This is a genomic window from Geodermatophilus sp. SYSU D00705, assembly GCF_054050135.1.
Map to the genome: position 1 here is coordinate 65,836 of NZ_JBJGYT010000013.1, position 16,599 is coordinate 82,434.

The window sequence follows — 16,599 nt, forward strand, 5'->3', positions numbered from 1 at the left end:
AGCGTCGAGGAGGCTGGCATGACGTCGTCCGGGCACGACACCGAGGGCAACCGCGCGTTCGCGGTCGAGCAGCACGGCATCGACCACATCCCCGAGAACAGCCGCAACGCGACACCGCGCGAGATCTTCTTCACCTGGTTCGGCGCGAACGTGATCTTCACGTACATCGTCATCGGCGCGATCGTCGGTTCCCTCGGCCTGTCCCTGTGGCAGAGCCTGACCGTCGTCGTCCTGGGCAACCTCGCCTACGTCCTGGTCGGGCTGACCTCGATCGCCGGCCCCCGCGCGGGGACGGCGATGCTCGCGGTCTCCCGGGGGGCGTTCGGCACCATCGGTAACCGCGTGCCCTCTGCCCTGAGCTGGCTGACCACCATCGGCTGGACGACGGTCAACATGGTCATCGGCACGCTGTCCCTCGTGACCCTCGCCGACCTCGTGGGGCTGGGCTCGGGCGCGGCAGTCGAGGTGGTCGCCCTCGTCCTCGTCACCGCGGCGACGGTCTCCGTCGCGATGCTGGGCCACGCCACGATCCTGCTGGTCAACACGGTGCTGTCGTTCGCCCTCGGCATCGGCACGCTGGTCCTGGGCGTCATCGTCGTCGCCGAGGCCGCGGGCAGCGGGACGAGCACCGGCGGGAACGCGTCGCTGGGCACCTGGCTGATCGCGTTCGCGGTGATCGCCGCCGCGCCGATGTCGTACGTCAACACCGGTGCGGACTACTCGCGCTACCTGCCCGTGGGCACCTCCGCCCGCACCGTCACCGCGGTGTCCGCGCTGGGCTCCTTCATCCCCGCGACGCTCATCGGCGGCATCGGCGTGCTGGCCGCGTCGGTCACCGACATGACCGACGCGATCGCCGGCCTGCAGAGCATCGTCCCGGAGGCCCTCCTGGTGGTGTACCTCGCCGTCGTCGTCGGGGGCACCATCACCAACAACTTCCTGAACACCTACTCGTCCGGGATGAGCCTGCTCGCGGTCGGCGTCTCGACCACGCGCACGCGGGCGACGGCGCTCAACATCGCGCTGGCCCTGGCCGTCACCTGCTACGTCGTCTTCTTCCGCGACTTCTCGGAGTTCCTGGTCGCCTTCCTCACCCTGATGATCGTGTGGAGCTCCTCGTGGTGCGGCGTCTTCCTGGCCGACATGCTGCTGCGCCGCAGCCGCTACGACGTCCGGGCCCTGCTGCAGCCCACCGGCGGCGCGTACTGGTACCGCGGCGGCTGGAACCTCGTCGCGGTGGGCTGGTTCCTCGCCGGCGTCCTCGCCTCCGCCCTGTTCGCGACCAGCTCGATCTGGACGGGACCACTCACCGCCTGGGTGGACGGCGGCGACCTCTCGATCTTCGCCGGACTCCTCGTGGGCGGAGTGGGCTACTACGTCCACGCCCGGGCGCGCGGGGTGGTCGGCGCACCCGCCGCCACCGGCGCCGCGGCGCGGGAGACCGGCGCCGCAACGGTCGAGCGCGCCTGACCGCCCGGAGCGGCGGCCGGCGCTCCGGTCGCCGCTCCGGGTTGTCCGACGAGGTCCGGCAGGCGACGCTCGGGGCATGGGTGCCGACGACGCCGTCTTCTTCGCCCGCCCGGAGGGAGAGCCCTCGCCGCTGGGCATCGCCCCGCGTCTGGCCGGCTGGATGGCGACCGGTCACCCCGACCAGGTGCACGTCCGGGCTTTCGTCACGCACGCCCAGCAACTGCTCGGCCCGGCCCCGGAGCAGGCGGAGCCCGCGGCCCTGCGCCTGGACGTCGGGCTGGCCGACGACGTCCGGATGCTCGACCAGTACGCGCTGAGCCACTACCTGGTCCCGCTGGTCGAGTGGCTGGGCCCGAACGGCGGGTGGGAGTTCGCCAGCGTGTGGGCCACGAAGGCACCGGGGAAGGACACCCTCCTGCGGCGCGGGGTCGCCGAGCCGGTGGAGCGCCCCGCCGGTGAGCGCACGTTCGTCGTCCGCACCAGCACCTCGGTCGGCTCGCCGGAGTACACGGCTCAGGTGCGCGAGCAGCTGGCGGGGGAGGAGGCGGTGACGGAGGGGCCGGTCAGCCTGCAGCTGTCGTTCTCGGTGCCCCCGGGGTGCAACTGGGCGGGGCTGTGGCAGCCCACGGTCGACGGCCTGGTGCCCGTCCTCGGCGCCGCCGGGGACGACCGGCCGGACGACCCGCGCGACGGGAGGGTGGTCGAGTTGGCCCTGCACCGGCGGGAGGACCCCGCGCTGGACCACGACGTCGTGATCACCGGGGTCGCCCGCCCCCTGCCGGAGGGCCGGCCCGCCACCGTCTGAGCGCGCTCGGGGAAGGCAGCAGCCTTGCTCCCCATCTTGCGGGTGCGCCCACCTCCCCCGACGGCGGGTGGGCGGTCGGGCGGATCCAGCCGACGCTGTTCCACGCACGGGGGATCTCGACCAGACGGGATCTGACCGATGGAACACGCCGCCCTCTCGCGACGCGACGTCCTCAAGCTGTCCGCCGCCGGGGCCACCGCCCTCGCACTGCCGCTCGCGGTGCCACTGAGCGCCAAGCAGGTGTCGGAACTGGACGAGAGGCTCCTGCCGCGGCCCTACGTGCGGCAGGCGGTCTACCCGCAGCCACCGATCATCCGGGTGGCGGCGACGCCCGGCCGCGCCAGCGTGACGCTGGAGCAGGCGGAGGAACTGGTGCAGGTCCTCCCGCCGCCGGCGCCCAGGACGCGGTTGTGGGTGTACCGCCGGCCGGGGACGACGGGCACCTTCCCCGGGCCCACGATCAAGGTGCGGCGCAACCAGCCCCTCACCGTGCGGCAGATCAACCGGCTGCCTCCCCGGCACCCGCTGTTCGGTCACGAGTTCTCGACGTCGACGCACCTGCACGGAGCGCCGTCGCTGCCGCAGTTCGACGGCTACGCCAACGACCTCACGCCGCCGGGGTACTTCAAGGACTACCAGTACAACAACACCGAGGACGCACGGACCCTCTGGTACCACGACCACGCCTGGCACGTGACGGCCGAGAACGTCTACACCGGTCTCGCCTCGCAGTACCACCTGCTGCCCCCCGAAGGGGACCCGACCTTCGGGCTCCCCGTGGACAACGAGTTCGACCTGCCCCTGATCATCAGCGACGCCGCGTTCAAGAAGAACGGCGACCTGCTCTTCGACGACAACAGCGAGTCGAGCTTCATGGGGGACGTGATCCTGGTCAACGGCGTGCCGTGGCCGGAGGTCCCGGTCCGGCCGCGGCGGTACCGGTTCCGCATCCTCGACGCCTCCCAGTCCCGGGCCTACGACCTGCAGCTGACCGGCGGCCTGCCGATGACGCTGGTCGCCACCGACGGCGGGCTGGTGCGCCAGCCGGTCGAGATCCAGCGCCTGCGGATCGGCAACGCGGAGCGCTACGACGTCCTCATCGACTTCTCCCGGTTCGCGGGCCAGCGGATCGAGCTGCGCAACAACCGCGTCGACAACACGATCGACTTCGACTTCACCGACCGGGTGATGGCCTTCCGGGTCGGCACCGACCCCGGCGGCACCGACCCGGCCCTGGACCTCGCCGGCTGGCCCGCCGTCGATCCCCAGGGCGTGCTCGCGCTCGACCCGAGCCAGGCCGTCGCGCGGCGCAACCTCCGGTTCGAGCGCCAGGGGGGCGAGTGGACGATCAACGGCCTCACCTGGGAGGACGTCGAGAACTCCGACTTCCGCAACGCGATCGCCCGCCCGCTGGTGAACAGCGTCGAGGTGTGGGACCTGGAGAACCGCTCGGGTGGCTGGTTCCACCCGATCCACCTGCACCTCGTGGACTTCCGGATCCTGAGTCGCACCGACGGACGCGGGCGGGTGCAGGTCTTCGAGGACGGGCCGAAGGACGTGGTCTACCTCGGCGAGAACGAGACCGTGCGGATCGTGGCGCGCTTCGGCCCGAACATCGGCCGCTACATGATCCACTGCCACAACACCGTGCACGAGGACCACGACATGATGCACCAGTTCTGGGTCCTCGGCCCCAACGGTGAGGAGGGTCCGGACCCGATCACGGCGGCGCCGCCCCAGCCCCTGCCGGGTGGCGGCGCCGGGTCATCCCCGTCGCCATCGCCATCGCCGTCTCCCTCCGCATCGCCGTCGCCATCGCCGTCCCCATCGCCGTCGCCGGTTCCTCCCGGCACCGGACCGGGAGCCGGCTCCGGTTCCGGTTCCGGTTCGGGGAGCGCGACCGCGACCACGACCCCGCCGCGGCGTGGGGCGCCGGCGACTCCGACACCGACCACGACGGCACCGCCTCGGCGGCGGTGACCCCTCCGCGGCGGCCGGCCGCCCGGTACCGGCCTCAGCCGGCCGCCGGTCCGGTCGCCGCCGGGCGGGCCGGGTCGTTCGACCACTGCGACCACGACCCGGGCCACAGGGCGGCCTCGACACCGGTGACGGCCAGTGCCGCCACCTCGTGGGCCGCGCTGATCCCGGACCCGCAGTACGCGGCCACCGGCCGGCCGGGGGCGACGCCGAGACCGGCGAACCGCGCGGCGAGTACAGCGGCTGGAAGGAACCGCCCGTCCCCGTCGAGGTTCTCCGTCGTCGGCGCGCTGAGTGCGCCGGGCACGTGCCCGGCGCGCGGGTCGACCGGCTCGACCTCCCCGCGGTAGCGCTCGCCGGCCCGCGCGTCGAGCAGGACGCCGCCGGCACCGGGCACCGCGGCGGCCTCGTCGATGGACAGCACCGGCATGCCGCCGCCGCGGAGGGTCACGTCGCCCGGCTCGGGGACGACGTCGCCGGTGTCCAGCGGGCCGCCGGCCCGGCTCCACGCGGCGAGGCCGCCGTCGAGGAGGCGGACGTCGGTCAGCCCGCCCCAGCGCAGCAGCCACCAGGCGCGGGCCGCGGCCAGTCCGCCGGCGTCGTCGTAGACGACCACCCGGTCGCCGTCGCTGACGCCCCAGCGCCGCGCCGCTCCCTGCAGTCGCTGTACCGACGGCAACGGGTGGCGGCCCTCTGCCGCCGAGGGCGGACCGCTCAGCTCGCTCTCCAGGTCCACGAACACCGCGCCGGGGAGGTGGCCCGCGAGGTAGTGCTCGCGCCCGCGCGGATCGCCCAGCGCCCACCGGACGTCGAGCAGCACCGCCTCCTGCCGTCCGACGCCGAGCTCGTCGACGGTCACCAGGACGGCGGCCTGCGGAGGTGCGGTCACCGGAGGGCGAGCAGGCTGCGCAGCTCCTGGGTCAGCGCCTCGTGCGCCTCGGGGTGCTGGTGCCACGCGGCGGGCGTGGCCTGCAACAGGGAGATCCGCCAGCGGCCACCGCCCTCGTCGACCGCGAGCACCGTGTGGATCGTGTGGTAGCGCGGATCGACGTCGTTGCTCCCGGGCGGGATCATCCCGGCGTGGGCCAGCAGCATCGCCACGCCCTGCGCGACGGGGCGCACGCTGCGGATCACCGCGACGTAGGTGGCCGTCTGGTGGTTGCCGAAGATCTGCCGGAAGTCGGCCGCGATGGCCAGCCGCCCGTGGTGGTGGGTGCCGTCGTACCCGATGATGTCGCCGTCGTCGGCGAAGGCGGCGGCGACCGCCGCACCGCTGCGCCGGTTCCAGCCGTCGAGGAACGACGTGTAGAGCGCACGGATCTGGGCGTCGTACGGGTGCGCTGCGGTCACAGAGTCCTCCTCGCTGGCGCCGCCGGCCGGCGGTGCAGTTTCCCGCGTGACCGCGCCAGCCCGGTCACGTCGTCCCTCGTGTGCCATGGGACGGGAGTGACGGTAGTGGTCACGCCGCGCCGACCGTTCGCCCCTCGCCGACGGCGAACTGGGTCCGGTACAGGTCGGCGTATCGGCCCCCGAGCGCCAGCAACTCGGCGTGAGTGCCCGACTCCACGATGCGACCGTCGTCGACGACGAGGATCTGGTCGGCGCTGCGGATGGTCGACAGCCGGTGGGCGATCACCAGCGACGTGCGGCCGGTGAGCGCGGTGTCGAGGGCGTGCTGCACCGCCACCTCCGACTCGCTGTCCAGGTGCGCGGTGGCCTCGTCGAGGATCACGATGCCCGGGGCCTTGAGCAGCACGCGGGCGATCGCCAGCCGCTGCTTCTCCCCGCCCGAGAGCCGGTAGCCGCGGTCGCCGACGACGGTGTCGAGGCCGTCGGGCAGCGACCGCACCAGCCCGGCGATCCGGGCACCGGCCAGGGCCTCCCACAGCTGCGCCTCGCTCGCCTCGGGCCGGGCATAGAGCAGGTTGGCGCGGATCGTGTCGTGGAAGAGGTGGGCGTCCTGGCTGACCACGCCGATGGCGTCGCGCAGCGAGCCCAGCGTCACGTGCCGGACGTCGACGCCGCCGACCCGGACGGTGCCGCTGGTGGCGTCGTACAACCGCGGCACCAGGTTGGCGATCGTCGACTTGCCGGCGCCGGAGTGGCCGACCAGGGCCACCAGCTGGCCGGGCTCCACGCGGAAGGAGACGTCGTGCAGCACCGCGGTCGGTCCGCCGTGCTCGGGCAGGGAGACCTCCTCCAGCGACGGCAGCGACACCTCCGCGGCCGAGGGATAGCTGAACGACACGTGGTCGAACTCGATCGACCGGTCGCCCGCCGGCACCGCGACCGCGTCGGGCTCCTCGCGGATCATCGGCTCCAGGTCGAGCACCTCGAACACCCGGTCGAAGCTGACCATCGCGCTCATGACGTCGACGCGGACGTTGGACAGCGCGGTCAGCGGCCCGTACAGGCGCGACAGCAGCAGCGCCAGGGCGACGACGTCCCCGGGGCTGAGCGAACCGGTGAACGCCAGCCAGCCGCCGAGGCCGTAGACCAGCGCGGTCGCCAGCGCGGCGACCAGCGTCAGGGCGGTGAAGAAGGTGCGCCCGTACATGGCCGACAGGACACCGATGTCGCGCACCCGCGCGGCGCGGCCGCTGAAGCCCGCCGCCTCGGCGTCCGGCCGGCCGAACAACTTCACCAGCAGGGCACCGGCGACGTTGAACCGCTCGGTCATCGTCGCGTTCATCGACGCATTGAGCCCGTAGGACTCCCGGGTGATCTCCTGCAGGCGGCGGCCGATCCGGCGCGCGGGCAGCACGAACACCGGCACCAGGACCAGCGAGAGCGTGGTGATCTGCCAGGAGAGGCTGAACATGACCCCGGCGGTCAGCACCAGGCCGATGGCGTTGGAGAGCACCCCCGACAGCGTCGAGGTGAAGGCCTGCTGGGCGCCGATGACGTCGTTGTTGAGCCGGCTGACCAGCGCGCCGGTCTGGGCGCGGGTGAAGAACGCCACCGGCATCCGCTGGACGTGCTGGAACACCCGGCTGCGCAGGTCGTAGATGACCCCCTCGCCGATGCGGGCGGAGAACCAGCGGGTGGCCAGGGAGATGCCGGCGTCGACCACCGCGAGCGCGGCGATGAGCAGGGCGATCCGCACGATGTCGGCCGCGGTGCCCTCGAGCCCGGCGATCCGGTTGATGATCCGGCCGGCCAGCAGCGGGGTCAGCACCCCGATCACCGAGGAGCCGATGACCAGCAGCACGAAGAACGTGAGGTCCCGCCGGTAGGGGCGGGCCACGCCCAGCACCCGCCGCACGGTGCCCTTGGGCAGCTCCCGCGCCGCGACCGACGGATCGCGCCGGAAGGACCGCATCGCCGCCATCGAGGTCATGGGACCGCTCACGTCGCCACCACCTCCTTCCCGTCGTCCGGCCAACACCACCGCTGGACGGCGGATTCCACCTCAGGATGTCAGCGCCCTCCGACGAGTTCGGCGAGCCGGCGGGTCTGGGCCGCCCGTTCGGCGGCGTCCTGCGTGGCGGGGTCGTTGCGGACGGCGGAGCGCACCAGCGCGGCGGTCTCCCGGCTGGCGCCGGCCGGGGCCGCGGTGATCGCGGTGACCAGCTCGGTGACGGCGGCGTCGAGCCGGTCGGCGGGGACGACGGTGTTGGCCAGGCCCACGGCGTGCGCCTCGGCCGCACCGACGCCCCGGCCGGTCAGGCACAGCTCCAGCGCCCGTGAGTAGCCGACGAGCTCCACGAGGGTGCTGGTCCCGGTGAGGTCGGGGACCAGCCCGAGCGTCGCCTCGGGGGGCCGCAGGACGGCGTCCTCGGTGAGCACCCGCAGGTCACAGGCGAGAGCCAGCTGGGCGCCCGCGCCGATCGCGTGCCCCTGGACGGCGGCGACCGAGACGATCCCGGGCGAGCGCAGCCAGCGGAACCCGGCCTGGTAGCCGCGGATCCGCTCCTGCGTCTCCTCGGCCGGCATCCGCGCCAGCTCCCCCAGCCCGCCGGCGGTACCCGGGTCGCGGCTGAAGAGGCTGCGGTCCAGGCCCGCGGAGAACGACCGGCCGGCGCCGCGGACCACGACGACACGGACCTCGTCGTCGAGCGAGCCGCCGATCGCGGCCAGGGCGGCCCAGGTGGCGGGGGTCTGCGCGTTGAGCTGGTCGGGACGGTCCAGCGTGACGGTGAGGACGGCGCCGTCCCGCGCCGTCCGCACCCGCCCGGCGTCGTCCTCCGGCGTCACGCCTTCTTGGTGTTCCGGTTGGCTCCCCCGCGGCTGCGGAGCGTGGCGCCGGACTCCGACAGCAGGCGGTGGACGAAGCCGTACGAGCGGTTGGTCGACGTCGCCAGCGACCGGATGCTCTCCCCGCCGTCGTAGCGCTGGCGCAGCTCGTCGGCCAGCGAGGACCGGTCCCCCCCGGTGATGCGCTTGCCCTTGCCCAGGTCCGCAGTGCTCGAGTCGGCCATGACTCCCCTCCGTCAGCGACCGTCCGCGGACCGCGCGACCCGCTCCGGCAGCTCGTCCCCTCGGCGCCGGGCCCCACTGACCTCGGCATCCCGCGACCCATGATCACCCAGCACCCCCGGCCGCGCGACGTGAAGGGCGACCCGAGGCGGATCGAGGGACGACTCCCTGCCGGGGACGGCACCGAGTCGTGTGGACCGGTCGCGGGGGGCCCGGAGTGCCTCCCGACCGGGACACGGGCAGCGGCTCAGCGAGCAGGGGGACGGCACCTGGCCGCGGTGCGGTCCGGAGGACCGCGGTGACTACGCCAGCTCGACGAGGTCGGCGAGGTCCTCGCTCCAGGCGTCCTCGGTGCCGTCGGGCAGCAGGATGACCTTGTCGGGGTCGAGCGCCCGCACCGCACCCTCGTCGTGGGTGACCAGCACGATCGCGCCCGTGTAGGTGCGCAGCGCCTCGAGGACCTGCTCGCGGCTGGCCGGGTCGAGGTTGTTGGTCGGCTCGTCGAGCAGCAGCACGTTGGCGCCGGAGACGACCAGCGTGGCCATGGCCAGCCGGGTCTTCTCGCCGCCGGAGAGCGTGCCGGCCCGCTGGTCGACGGTGTCGCCGGAGAAGAGGAAGGCGCCGAGGATGCGCCGCAGCTCGGTGTCGGTGCTGTCCGGAGCCGCCGAGCGCATCACCTCGAGCAGCGAGCGGTCGAGGTCGATGGTCTCGTGCTCCTGCGCGTAGTAGCCGACGCGCAGGCCGTGGCCGGCCTTGACCTCGCCGGTGTCGGGGTCCTCGGTGCCGGCGAGCATGCGCAGCAGCGTCGTCTTCCCGGCGCCGTTGAGCCCGAGGACGACGACGCGCGTGCCGCGGTCCACGGCGAGGTCGACGTCGGTGAAGACCTCCAGCGAGCCGTAGCTCTTCGACAGTCCCTCCGCGGTGAGCGGGGTCTTCCCGCACGGGGTGGGCGTGGGGAAGCGCAGCTTGGCCACGCGGTCCTGGACGCGGACGGCCTCCAGCCCGGCGGCCAGCCGCTGGGCGCGCTTGTCCATGCTCTGCGCCGCCTTGGCCTTGGTCGCCTTGGCGCGCATCTTGTCCGCCTGCGCGGCCAGCGCGTCGATCTTGCGCTCGGTGTTGGCCCGCTCCTGCTTGCGGCGGCGCTCGTCGGTGTCCCGCTGCGCCAGGTACGGCTTCCAGCCGAGGTTGTAGACGTCGACGACGGCCCGGTTGGCGTCCAGGTGCCAGACCTTGTTGACGACGGCGTCCAGCAGCTCGACGTCGTGGCTGATGACGATCAGGCCGCCCTTGTGCGAGGCCAGGAACCCCTTGAGCCAGGTGATCGAGTCGGCGTCGAGGTGGTTGGTGGGCTCGTCGAGCAGCAGCGTCTCGGCGTCGGAGAACAGGATCCGGGCCAGCTCGACGCGGCGGCGCTGGCCGCCGGAGAGCGTGCGCAGCGGCTGGACCAGCACCCGGTCGGGCAGACCCAGCGCGGTGCAGATCCGGGCGGCCTCGCTCTCGGCGGCGTACCCGCCCAGCGCGGCGAACTGGTCCTCGAGCCGGCCGTACCGGCGCACCGCGCGGTCGCGCTCGGCGTCGTCGGCCGGCTCGGCCATGGCCACCTGCGCCTTGGTCATCTGCGCGCGCAGCACGTCGAGCCCGCGGCCGGAGAGCACGCGGTCGCTGGCGGTGATGTCGAGGTCGCCGCTGCGCGGGTCCTGCGGCAGGTAGCCGATCTCGCCGGTCACCTCGACCTTGCCGGCGTGCGGCAGCCGCTCCCCGGCGAGGGTGGTGAGGGTGGTGGTCTTGCCCGCCCCGTTGCGGCCGACCAGCCCGATGCGGTCACCGGGCTGCACGCGGAGGGTCGCCTCGCTGATGAGGATGCGGGCGCCGGCGCGCAGCTCCAGCCCCGTGGTCGTGATCACTGATCCCAGGGTAGGCGCTCCTCCGGCTCCGGTCCGCCCTCGGCCGGGGTGACGTCCGCGGCACCGTTGTCCACAGGCGGCCGCTCGCGCCCCACACGGCGCCGCCGCCTGGTCCACGATCCGGGCATGACCTCGTCGAACCCGACGTCGCAGGGCCCGCCGCGCCCGTCCTGCGGGCGTCCCGCGGTCGGTGCGGCGGCGCAGCAGCGCGCCCCGCTGCCTGCCTCGCCGGCCGCGACCGCGACCATCGCGTCGCTCTTCGGCCGGCTCCCGCGCAGCAGCGTGGTCCTGCAGCTCCTGGTCCTGCTGGCCGTGCAGCCGGTCCTCGTTCTGTCGACCTCGGCCCTGGAGGGTGCCGGCCCGCTCGCCGGGCTGCTCGTGCTCGTCCTGCTCGACGCGCTCGTGCTCGCCCGGGCCAGCACCTTCCTCATCGCCCACGTGGCCGAGTGCTGCATGAGACTGGGCGCGATCCTCACGGCCGTCCTCGGGTTCCTGATGGTCTGGGCCTCGACGCCACCCGTGTCCTGGACAGCCACGGCCCTCCTGGGCGCAACGGCCGTGATGTCGCTCCTCGTGCGGCGGGATCCCCGCCTGGCCGGTCGGCTGCCGGCCACTCCGACGTTCGTGGGAGTGGTGGCCGTCCCCGTCGTCCTGTGCCTCACCGGTTCGCTGATGGTGACCTTCTGAGCCGACCGTCCGGGCGGCGCAGACGCGCCGACCGTCGGCGGGTGGCCGCCGCGCCCCGGCCCTACCGTGGACCGGACGTCCGGAGGGAGGGAAGCGGCCGTGGACCCTGCGGAGGCGCCGCCGCTCCCCTACCGGGCGCGCGGGCTGGAGTGGTTGCTCGCGGTCGGCGTGGTGCTCGTCGCCACCGCCGGCGCCGGCATGACCGCCCTGTTCGGCGGGGACTGGGCCCGGGTCCTCCTCCTCGGCCTCGCCGTGGCCGCGGCCATGGCGAGCTGGGCCGCCGCGGTCGCGACGTTGCCACGGTCGGAGGAGGCGCTCGCCGCCGCGGCGGTCGTGCTCGCCGCGCTGGGCGCCGACCCGGGCGGTTCCCTGACGTCCGGCAGCCTCGGTCCACCGGTCACCGTCGGCGCGGTCGCCGCTGTCCTCGCGTTCCTGCTGCCCTCCCCGGTCGCCTGGCCTCTGGCCGTGTGGGCCGCCGTCCAGGTGACCGCGCTGCGCGCCGTCGACGGCGCACCGTCCGGCTTGCCCGACGTCGCCCTCACCCTCGGAGCCGCCCTGGCCGGGCTGGCCACGGCGGGCACGGCCCGACCCCTGGTCGCCCGGATCGCCCTGCTGGCCGCGATGCCGTGGTGGGTCGCCGGCGTCGGCGGCGCCGTGTACACCGCCTGGACCGGCGCGGGCCCGGCGCGCTGGCTCCCGGTCGCGCTGACCGTCGCGGCGGCCGCCGCACTGCTCGCCGCGGCGCAGCGGCGGGAGCTGGGTGCTCTGCTGCGTCCGCCGTCGGCCGTGGCCGCGCTGTGCGGGATCGCGGTCGGCGCGGCCGTCGGGGCCGCGCTGCACAGCCCCGGCCCCGTGGCCGTCCCGCTCGCCGGCTACCTCGGCGTCACCCTCGCCTCGGTCGCCGCGGCGCTGCTCACCGGCGCCGCGCGCCGGGCGGTGCTGCCCGCTGCGGTGGGCGCCGCAACGACGCTCGTCGTCCTGTGCCTCGTCCAACTGCTGGCCGACGCCCGGTGGACGGCGCTGGCCTGGCTCCTCGCGGTGACCGCGGCGGTGAGCCTGCTCACCGCGGTGCTCCGGCGCGACGAGCGTCCGCGGGCCCTGCCGGCGGCCGTCGTGTGCGGTGGTCTCGCGGCGCTGTGCACGGTCCCGGACGGTGGGCTGGGTGGTCCCCGCGGCGCCGCCGTCGTGCTGACCGGCCTGTACCTCGTCGCCCTCACCGGCGGCCTCGGCCTGGAGACGCGCACACGGCGGCCGACCGTGACGGCCGCGGCTGCCTGCGCGGTCGCTGCGGCGGCCCTGCTGGTGGCCCTCCGCGCCCGCGGCCAGCTGGCCCTGCACCTCGCCGTCCAGGGCGCCGGCACCTACGTGTGGGCGTGGCTGCTGTGGCGGCAGGCGCGAGGCCGTCGTGCCCGGTGGTCACGGCGACGGGCGGCGCGGGCCGCCCGGCCGGACGCCGCGACGGCCGAGCCGGGCTGGGCGGCCCGGCTGGGGGACGCCGTCCGCCCCGGGGCCCGCGCCGTCCGCCACGGGCTGCGCGCCGTCCGCGACGGCATCCGCGTGGTCCGGCGGTCCGTGCAGGAGGCGATCGCGGTTCCCCCCGGCCCGGCGCCGGCAGCGGAGCGGCCGGCGTCACGGGCGACGCGGCCCCCGGCGCCAGCCCCGCCCGACCCCGAGCCGGTCGACGAGGCGACGGCCGCCCCCGAGGTGTCGCCCGCCTGGCGGGCCGGCGCGGCGCAGCTGGTGCTGGCGGCGTGGGTCCTCGCCGCCCTCACCGACGCGGCGGTCCCCGAGGCCTACTCGCTGCCGGCGGCGGTCGGGTTGCTGATGGCGGCGGGCCCGCGGCTGGCGTCGGGGCGGTCGGCGCCCGCCTGGGGGCCGGGGCTGTGGGTCGCCGCGGCGCCGTCGGTCGCGTGGGCGGTGCTGGCGCCGGGGAGCACCCGTCCGCTGCTGGTGTTCGCCGTCGCCGCCGCCGTCATGGCGCTCGGCGCGTGGCGGTCGGTCCGTGCGCCGGTGGTGGCCGGCGCCGCCACCGCCGTGACCCTCGCCCTCGGCCTGCTCGTGGTGCAACTGCCGCTGGCGGTCGGCAGCGCGCTCGTCGTCGGCGTCAGCCTGCTGGCCGTCGGGGCCTGGCGGGAGATGGTGCTGCGGCGGCGCCGGCGCGAGCGGGAGTCCGATGACGGGACCACCCCGGCCGACCGGTCCGACGGCTTCCGTCGCCGCGTGGCCGCCATGAGGTGAGGCCCGAGACGACCGTGGCGCCGCGACTCGGCCCGGAAGGGCAGGGTCACGGCGCCACGGGACGGCGTCGGTCCTGGCTCAGACTCGGAAGCCCAGGGCCCGCAGCTGCTCGCGACCGTCGTCGGTGATCTTGTCCGGACCCCACGGCGGCATCCAGACCCAGTTGATCCGGATGTCGTCGACCAGCCCGGGGCCGGGACCGCCGGTCAGGGCCTCGCGGGCCTGGTCCTCGATGACGTCGGTCAGCGGGCAGGCCGCCGACGTCAGGGTCATGTCGATGACGGCCACGTTCGACTCGTCGACGTCGATGCCGTAGACCAGGCCCAGGTCGACGACGTTGACCCCCAGCTCGGGGTCGACGACGTCACGCATGGCCTCCTCGACGTCCTCGATCAGCGCCGACTTGTACGGCGGCAGCTCCGCCGGCGTGGCGTCGGTGGGCTCGGTGCTCACCGCGTTCTGGTCGTCTCGCTCATGCGTCCTGCCCTCCAGTCGGGGTGGTGGGGTGGGCGACCGACAGGGCCCGTGCGCTGGCGTCCTTGAGGGCCATCCAGCTCATCAGCGCGCACTTGATGCGCGCCGGGTACTTCGACACACCGGCGAACGCGACGGCGTCCTCCAGTTCGTCCTCGAGCTTCTCGGCGACGGCCGCGTCGCCCTTGCTCTGCATCAGCGTCATGAAGTGCTCGCCGGTCCCGAGCGCCTCGGTCACGGTCTTCCCGATGACCAGGTCGTACATGGCCGACACCGACGCCTGGCTGATCGAGCAGCCCATGCCCTCGTACGAGACGTCGGCGAGGCGCTCCCCGTCGAGGTGCACCCGCAGGGTCACCTCGTCGCCGCACGTCGGGTTGACGTGGTGCACCTCGGCCTCGAACGGCTCGCGCAGACCGCGGCCGTGCGGGTTCCGGTAGTGGTCCAGGATGATCTCCTGGTACATCGACTCGAGCTGCATGCTCAGCCCACCTCCACCGGGGCAACGCCGAAGAACTCCTGCGCCTTCCGGACGGCGTCGGCCAGGGCGTCGATGTCGTCGTACCCGGTGTGCACGTAGAACGTCGCCCGCGTGGTGGCAGGGACGCCGTAGCGCCGCACCACCGGCCAGGCGCAGTGGTGCCCCACCCGGACCTCGACGCCGAGGTCGTCGAGGACCTGGCCGACGTCGTGCGGGTGGATGCCCTCCACGGTGAAGGAGATCGCGCCGCCGCGGGCCACGGTGTCGGGCGGGCCGATGACGGTGACCCCCGGGATCTCGGCCAGCCGCGCCAGCGCGTAGCCGGTGAGCGCCTCCTCGTGGGCGTGCACGTTCTCCATGCCGAGCCCCTGCAGGTACTCGACGGCCGCGGCCAGCCCGATCACCTGCGCGGTCATGGGCACCCCGGCCTCGAACCGCTGGGGCGGGGGCATGAAGGTGCTGCCCTCCATGCGCACGACCTCAATCATCGATCCGCCGGTCAGGAACGGCGGCAGCGCGTCGAGCACCTCGTAGCGGCCCCACAGGACGCCGACCCCGGTGGGCCCGAGCATCTTGTGCCCGGAGAACACCAGGAAGTCCGCGCCGAGCGCGGTGACGTCCACCGGCTGGTGCGGCACCGACTGGGCGCCGTCGACCAGGACGAGCGCGCCGACCTCGTGGGCGCGGGCGACGATCTCCCCGAGCGGGTTGATCGTGCCCAGGATGTTCGACTGCTGGGTGACCGCGACCAGCTTGGTCCGCTCGTTGACGACGGTGGCGAGGTCCGACAGGTCCAGCCGGCCGTCGTCGGTGAGGCCCAGCCAGCGCAGCGTGGCGCCGGTGCGCTCGCACAGCTGCTGCCAGGGCACCAGGTTGGCGTGGTGCTCCATCTCGGTCACCACGATCTCGTCGCCCTGCCCGACGGCGTACCGGCGGAACTGCTCCTCCTTGGCGGTGGCCGCGTTGGAGAGCGCGTAGGCGACGAGGTTGATCGCCTCGGTGCTGTTGCGGGTGAACACGACCTCCTCGGCCGGGGCGCCGATGAAGGCCCCGATCGTGGCGCGTGCCGCCTCGTAGCGGGCGGTGGCCTCCTCGGCCAGCTGGTGCGCACCCCGGTGCGGGGCGGCGTTGCAGGTCTCGTAGAAGTCCCGCTCGGCGTCCAGGACGCTGCGCGGCTTCTGCGAGGTGGCCCCCGAGTCCAGGTAGACCAGCCGCTTCCCGTCGCGGACGGTGCGCGACAGGATCGGGAAGTCCGCCCGGATCGCCTCGACGTCCAGCGGCAGGGGCGGCTTGTGCGCCCCGGCAGCGGGACGCGAGACGGTCTGGGTCATGACTGGAGGACCTCCGCAGCGGCCGACTCGGCGCTGGCCTGCTCGTTCGAGTCCTTGACGTACGCGGCGTAGCCCTCGTTCTCCAGCTTCTCCGCCAGCTCCGGACCGCCCTCCTCGACGATCTTGCCGGCGACGAAGACGTGCACGAAGTCGGGCTTGATGTAGCGCAGGATCCGCGTGTAGTGGGTGATCAGCAGGACGCCGACCTCGCCCTCCGCGCGGGTGCGGTTGACGCCCTCGGAGACGATCCGCAGCGCGTCGACGTCCAGGCCGGAGTCGGTCTCGTCGAGGACGGCGATCCTCGGCTTGAGCAGCCGCATCTGCAGGATCTCGTGGCGCTTCTTCTCACCGCCGGAGAAGCCCTCGTTGACGTTGCGCTCGGCGAACGCCGGGTCCATCTCCAGGGCGGCCATCTCGCTCTTGACGTCCTTGACCCAGGTGCGCAGCTTCGGCGCCTCGCCCTGGACGGCCGTGGCCGCGGTGCGCAGGAAGTTCGACACCGAGACCCCGGGCACCTCGACCGGGTACTGCATGGCGAGGAACAGGCCGGCGCGGGCGCGCTCGTCGACGCTCATCGCGAGGACGTCCTCGCCGTCGAGGGTCACCGTGCCGCCGGTGATCGTGTACTTCGGGTGACCGGCGATCGAGTACGCGAGGGTCGACTTGCCCGACCCGTTCGGCCCCATGATCGCGTGCGTCTCACCGGAGCGGACGGTCAGGTCGACCCCGCGGAGGATCTCCTTGGTGTCGTCGCCCTCCCCCACGGTGACGTGCAGGTCGCGGATCTCCAGCACGGACACTTCTCTTCTCGCT

The 16,599-nt window shown here is 74.0% G+C and carries 15 protein-coding genes; 5 read left to right on the top strand and 10 right to left on the bottom strand.

The window, feature by feature from the left end; translation table 11 throughout:
• The first annotated feature begins 18 nt into the window (after window positions 1-18).
• The 3 genes from ACI78Q_RS12625 to ACI78Q_RS12635 all read left to right on the top strand — a co-directional run bounded on the left by ACI78Q_RS12625 (window position 19) and on the right by ACI78Q_RS12635 (window position 4,255).
• Window positions 19-1,470: a purine-cytosine permease family protein gene (locus ACI78Q_RS12625; protein WP_456923731.1), complete on the top strand. Its 1,452-nt coding sequence runs from the start codon at window positions 19-21 to the stop codon at window positions 1,468-1,470.
• 76 nt (window positions 1,471-1,546) lie between these two features.
• Window positions 1,547-2,275: a hypothetical protein gene (locus ACI78Q_RS12630; RefSeq protein WP_456923732.1), complete on the top strand. Its 729-nt coding sequence runs from the start codon at window positions 1,547-1,549 to the stop codon at window positions 2,273-2,275.
• Between the two features lie 138 nt (window positions 2,276-2,413).
• Window positions 2,414-4,255 (top strand): multicopper oxidase domain-containing protein, encoded by a 1,842-nt coding sequence (locus ACI78Q_RS12635; protein WP_456923733.1) that lies wholly within the window; start codon window positions 2,414-2,416, stop codon window positions 4,253-4,255.
• Between the two features lie 34 nt (window positions 4,256-4,289).
• Here ACI78Q_RS12635 and ACI78Q_RS12640 read toward each other — a convergent pair whose 3' ends face one another.
• From ACI78Q_RS12640 to abc-f, 6 genes are all read right to left on the bottom strand, one after another.
• Window positions 4,290-5,141, bottom strand: a complete 852-nt coding sequence (locus ACI78Q_RS12640) for a sulfurtransferase (protein WP_456923734.1) — start codon at window positions 5,139-5,141, stop codon at window positions 4,290-4,292.
• Window positions 5,138-5,602, bottom strand: coding sequence for an SgcJ/EcaC family oxidoreductase (locus ACI78Q_RS12645; RefSeq protein WP_456923735.1), 465 nt, complete (start codon window positions 5,600-5,602; stop codon window positions 5,138-5,140). The genes ACI78Q_RS12640 and ACI78Q_RS12645 overlap by 4 nt, the downstream gene beginning before the upstream one ends.
• Before the next feature lie 109 nt (window positions 5,603-5,711).
• A complete protein-coding gene (locus ACI78Q_RS12650) occupies window positions 5,712-7,604 on the bottom strand; it encodes an ABC transporter ATP-binding protein (RefSeq protein WP_456923736.1) in 1,893 nt (630 codons plus the stop codon).
• A 68-nt stretch (window positions 7,605-7,672) separates the two neighbouring features.
• Window positions 7,673-8,449 (bottom strand): enoyl-CoA hydratase/isomerase family protein, encoded by a 777-nt coding sequence (locus ACI78Q_RS12655; protein WP_456923737.1) that lies wholly within the window; start codon window positions 8,447-8,449, stop codon window positions 7,673-7,675.
• A complete protein-coding gene (locus ACI78Q_RS12660; protein WP_456923738.1) occupies window positions 8,446-8,673 on the bottom strand; it encodes a helix-turn-helix domain-containing protein in 228 nt (75 codons plus the stop codon). Before ACI78Q_RS12660 ends, ACI78Q_RS12655 begins: the two co-directional genes overlap by 4 nt.
• Window positions 8,674-8,973: 300 nt before the next feature.
• The gene (abc-f, locus tag ACI78Q_RS12665; RefSeq protein WP_456923739.1) at window positions 8,974-10,575 is read right to left on the bottom strand and encodes a ribosomal protection-like ABC-F family protein; all 1,602 of its coding nucleotides are present in this window, start codon (window positions 10,573-10,575) and stop codon (window positions 8,974-8,976) included.
• 126 nt (window positions 10,576-10,701) lie between these two features.
• On the opposite strand from abc-f, the gene ACI78Q_RS12670 reads away from it, so the two are divergent.
• Together ACI78Q_RS12670 and ACI78Q_RS12675 are read left to right on the top strand one after the other, a co-directional pair.
• Complete coding sequence (locus ACI78Q_RS12670) at window positions 10,702-11,262, top strand: hypothetical protein (protein WP_456923740.1); 561 nt, start codon at window positions 10,702-10,704, stop codon at window positions 11,260-11,262.
• A 99-nt stretch (window positions 11,263-11,361) separates the two neighbouring features.
• The gene (locus ACI78Q_RS12675; RefSeq protein WP_456923741.1) at window positions 11,362-13,500 is read left to right on the top strand and encodes an SCO7613 C-terminal domain-containing membrane protein; all 2,139 of its coding nucleotides are present in this window, start codon (window positions 11,362-11,364) and stop codon (window positions 13,498-13,500) included.
• Between the two features lie 78 nt (window positions 13,501-13,578).
• Here the strand turns inward: ACI78Q_RS12675 and ACI78Q_RS12680 are convergent, their stop codons facing one another.
• Genes ACI78Q_RS12680 through sufC form a run of 4 tightly spaced genes read right to left on the bottom strand, consistent with a single transcriptional unit; the run spans window position 13,579 to window position 16,586 of the window.
• Window positions 13,579-13,953, bottom strand: coding sequence for a metal-sulfur cluster assembly factor (locus tag ACI78Q_RS12680; protein ID WP_456923742.1), 375 nt, complete (start codon window positions 13,951-13,953; stop codon window positions 13,579-13,581).
• Window positions 13,954-13,972: 19 nt separating this feature from the next.
• Entirely contained in the window at window positions 13,973-14,455 is a 483-nt protein-coding gene (gene sufU, locus ACI78Q_RS12685; protein WP_456923743.1) for a Fe-S cluster assembly sulfur transfer protein SufU, read from the bottom strand.
• 2 nt (window positions 14,456-14,457) lie between these two features.
• Complete coding sequence (locus tag ACI78Q_RS12690) at window positions 14,458-15,786, bottom strand: cysteine desulfurase (RefSeq protein WP_456923744.1); 1,329 nt, start codon at window positions 15,784-15,786, stop codon at window positions 14,458-14,460.
• A complete protein-coding gene (gene sufC, locus ACI78Q_RS12695) occupies window positions 15,783-16,586 on the bottom strand; it encodes a Fe-S cluster assembly ATPase SufC (protein WP_456923745.1) in 804 nt (267 codons plus the stop codon). The genes ACI78Q_RS12690 and sufC overlap by 4 nt, the downstream gene beginning before the upstream one ends.
• Between the last annotated feature and the right edge of the window lie 13 nt (window positions 16,587-16,599).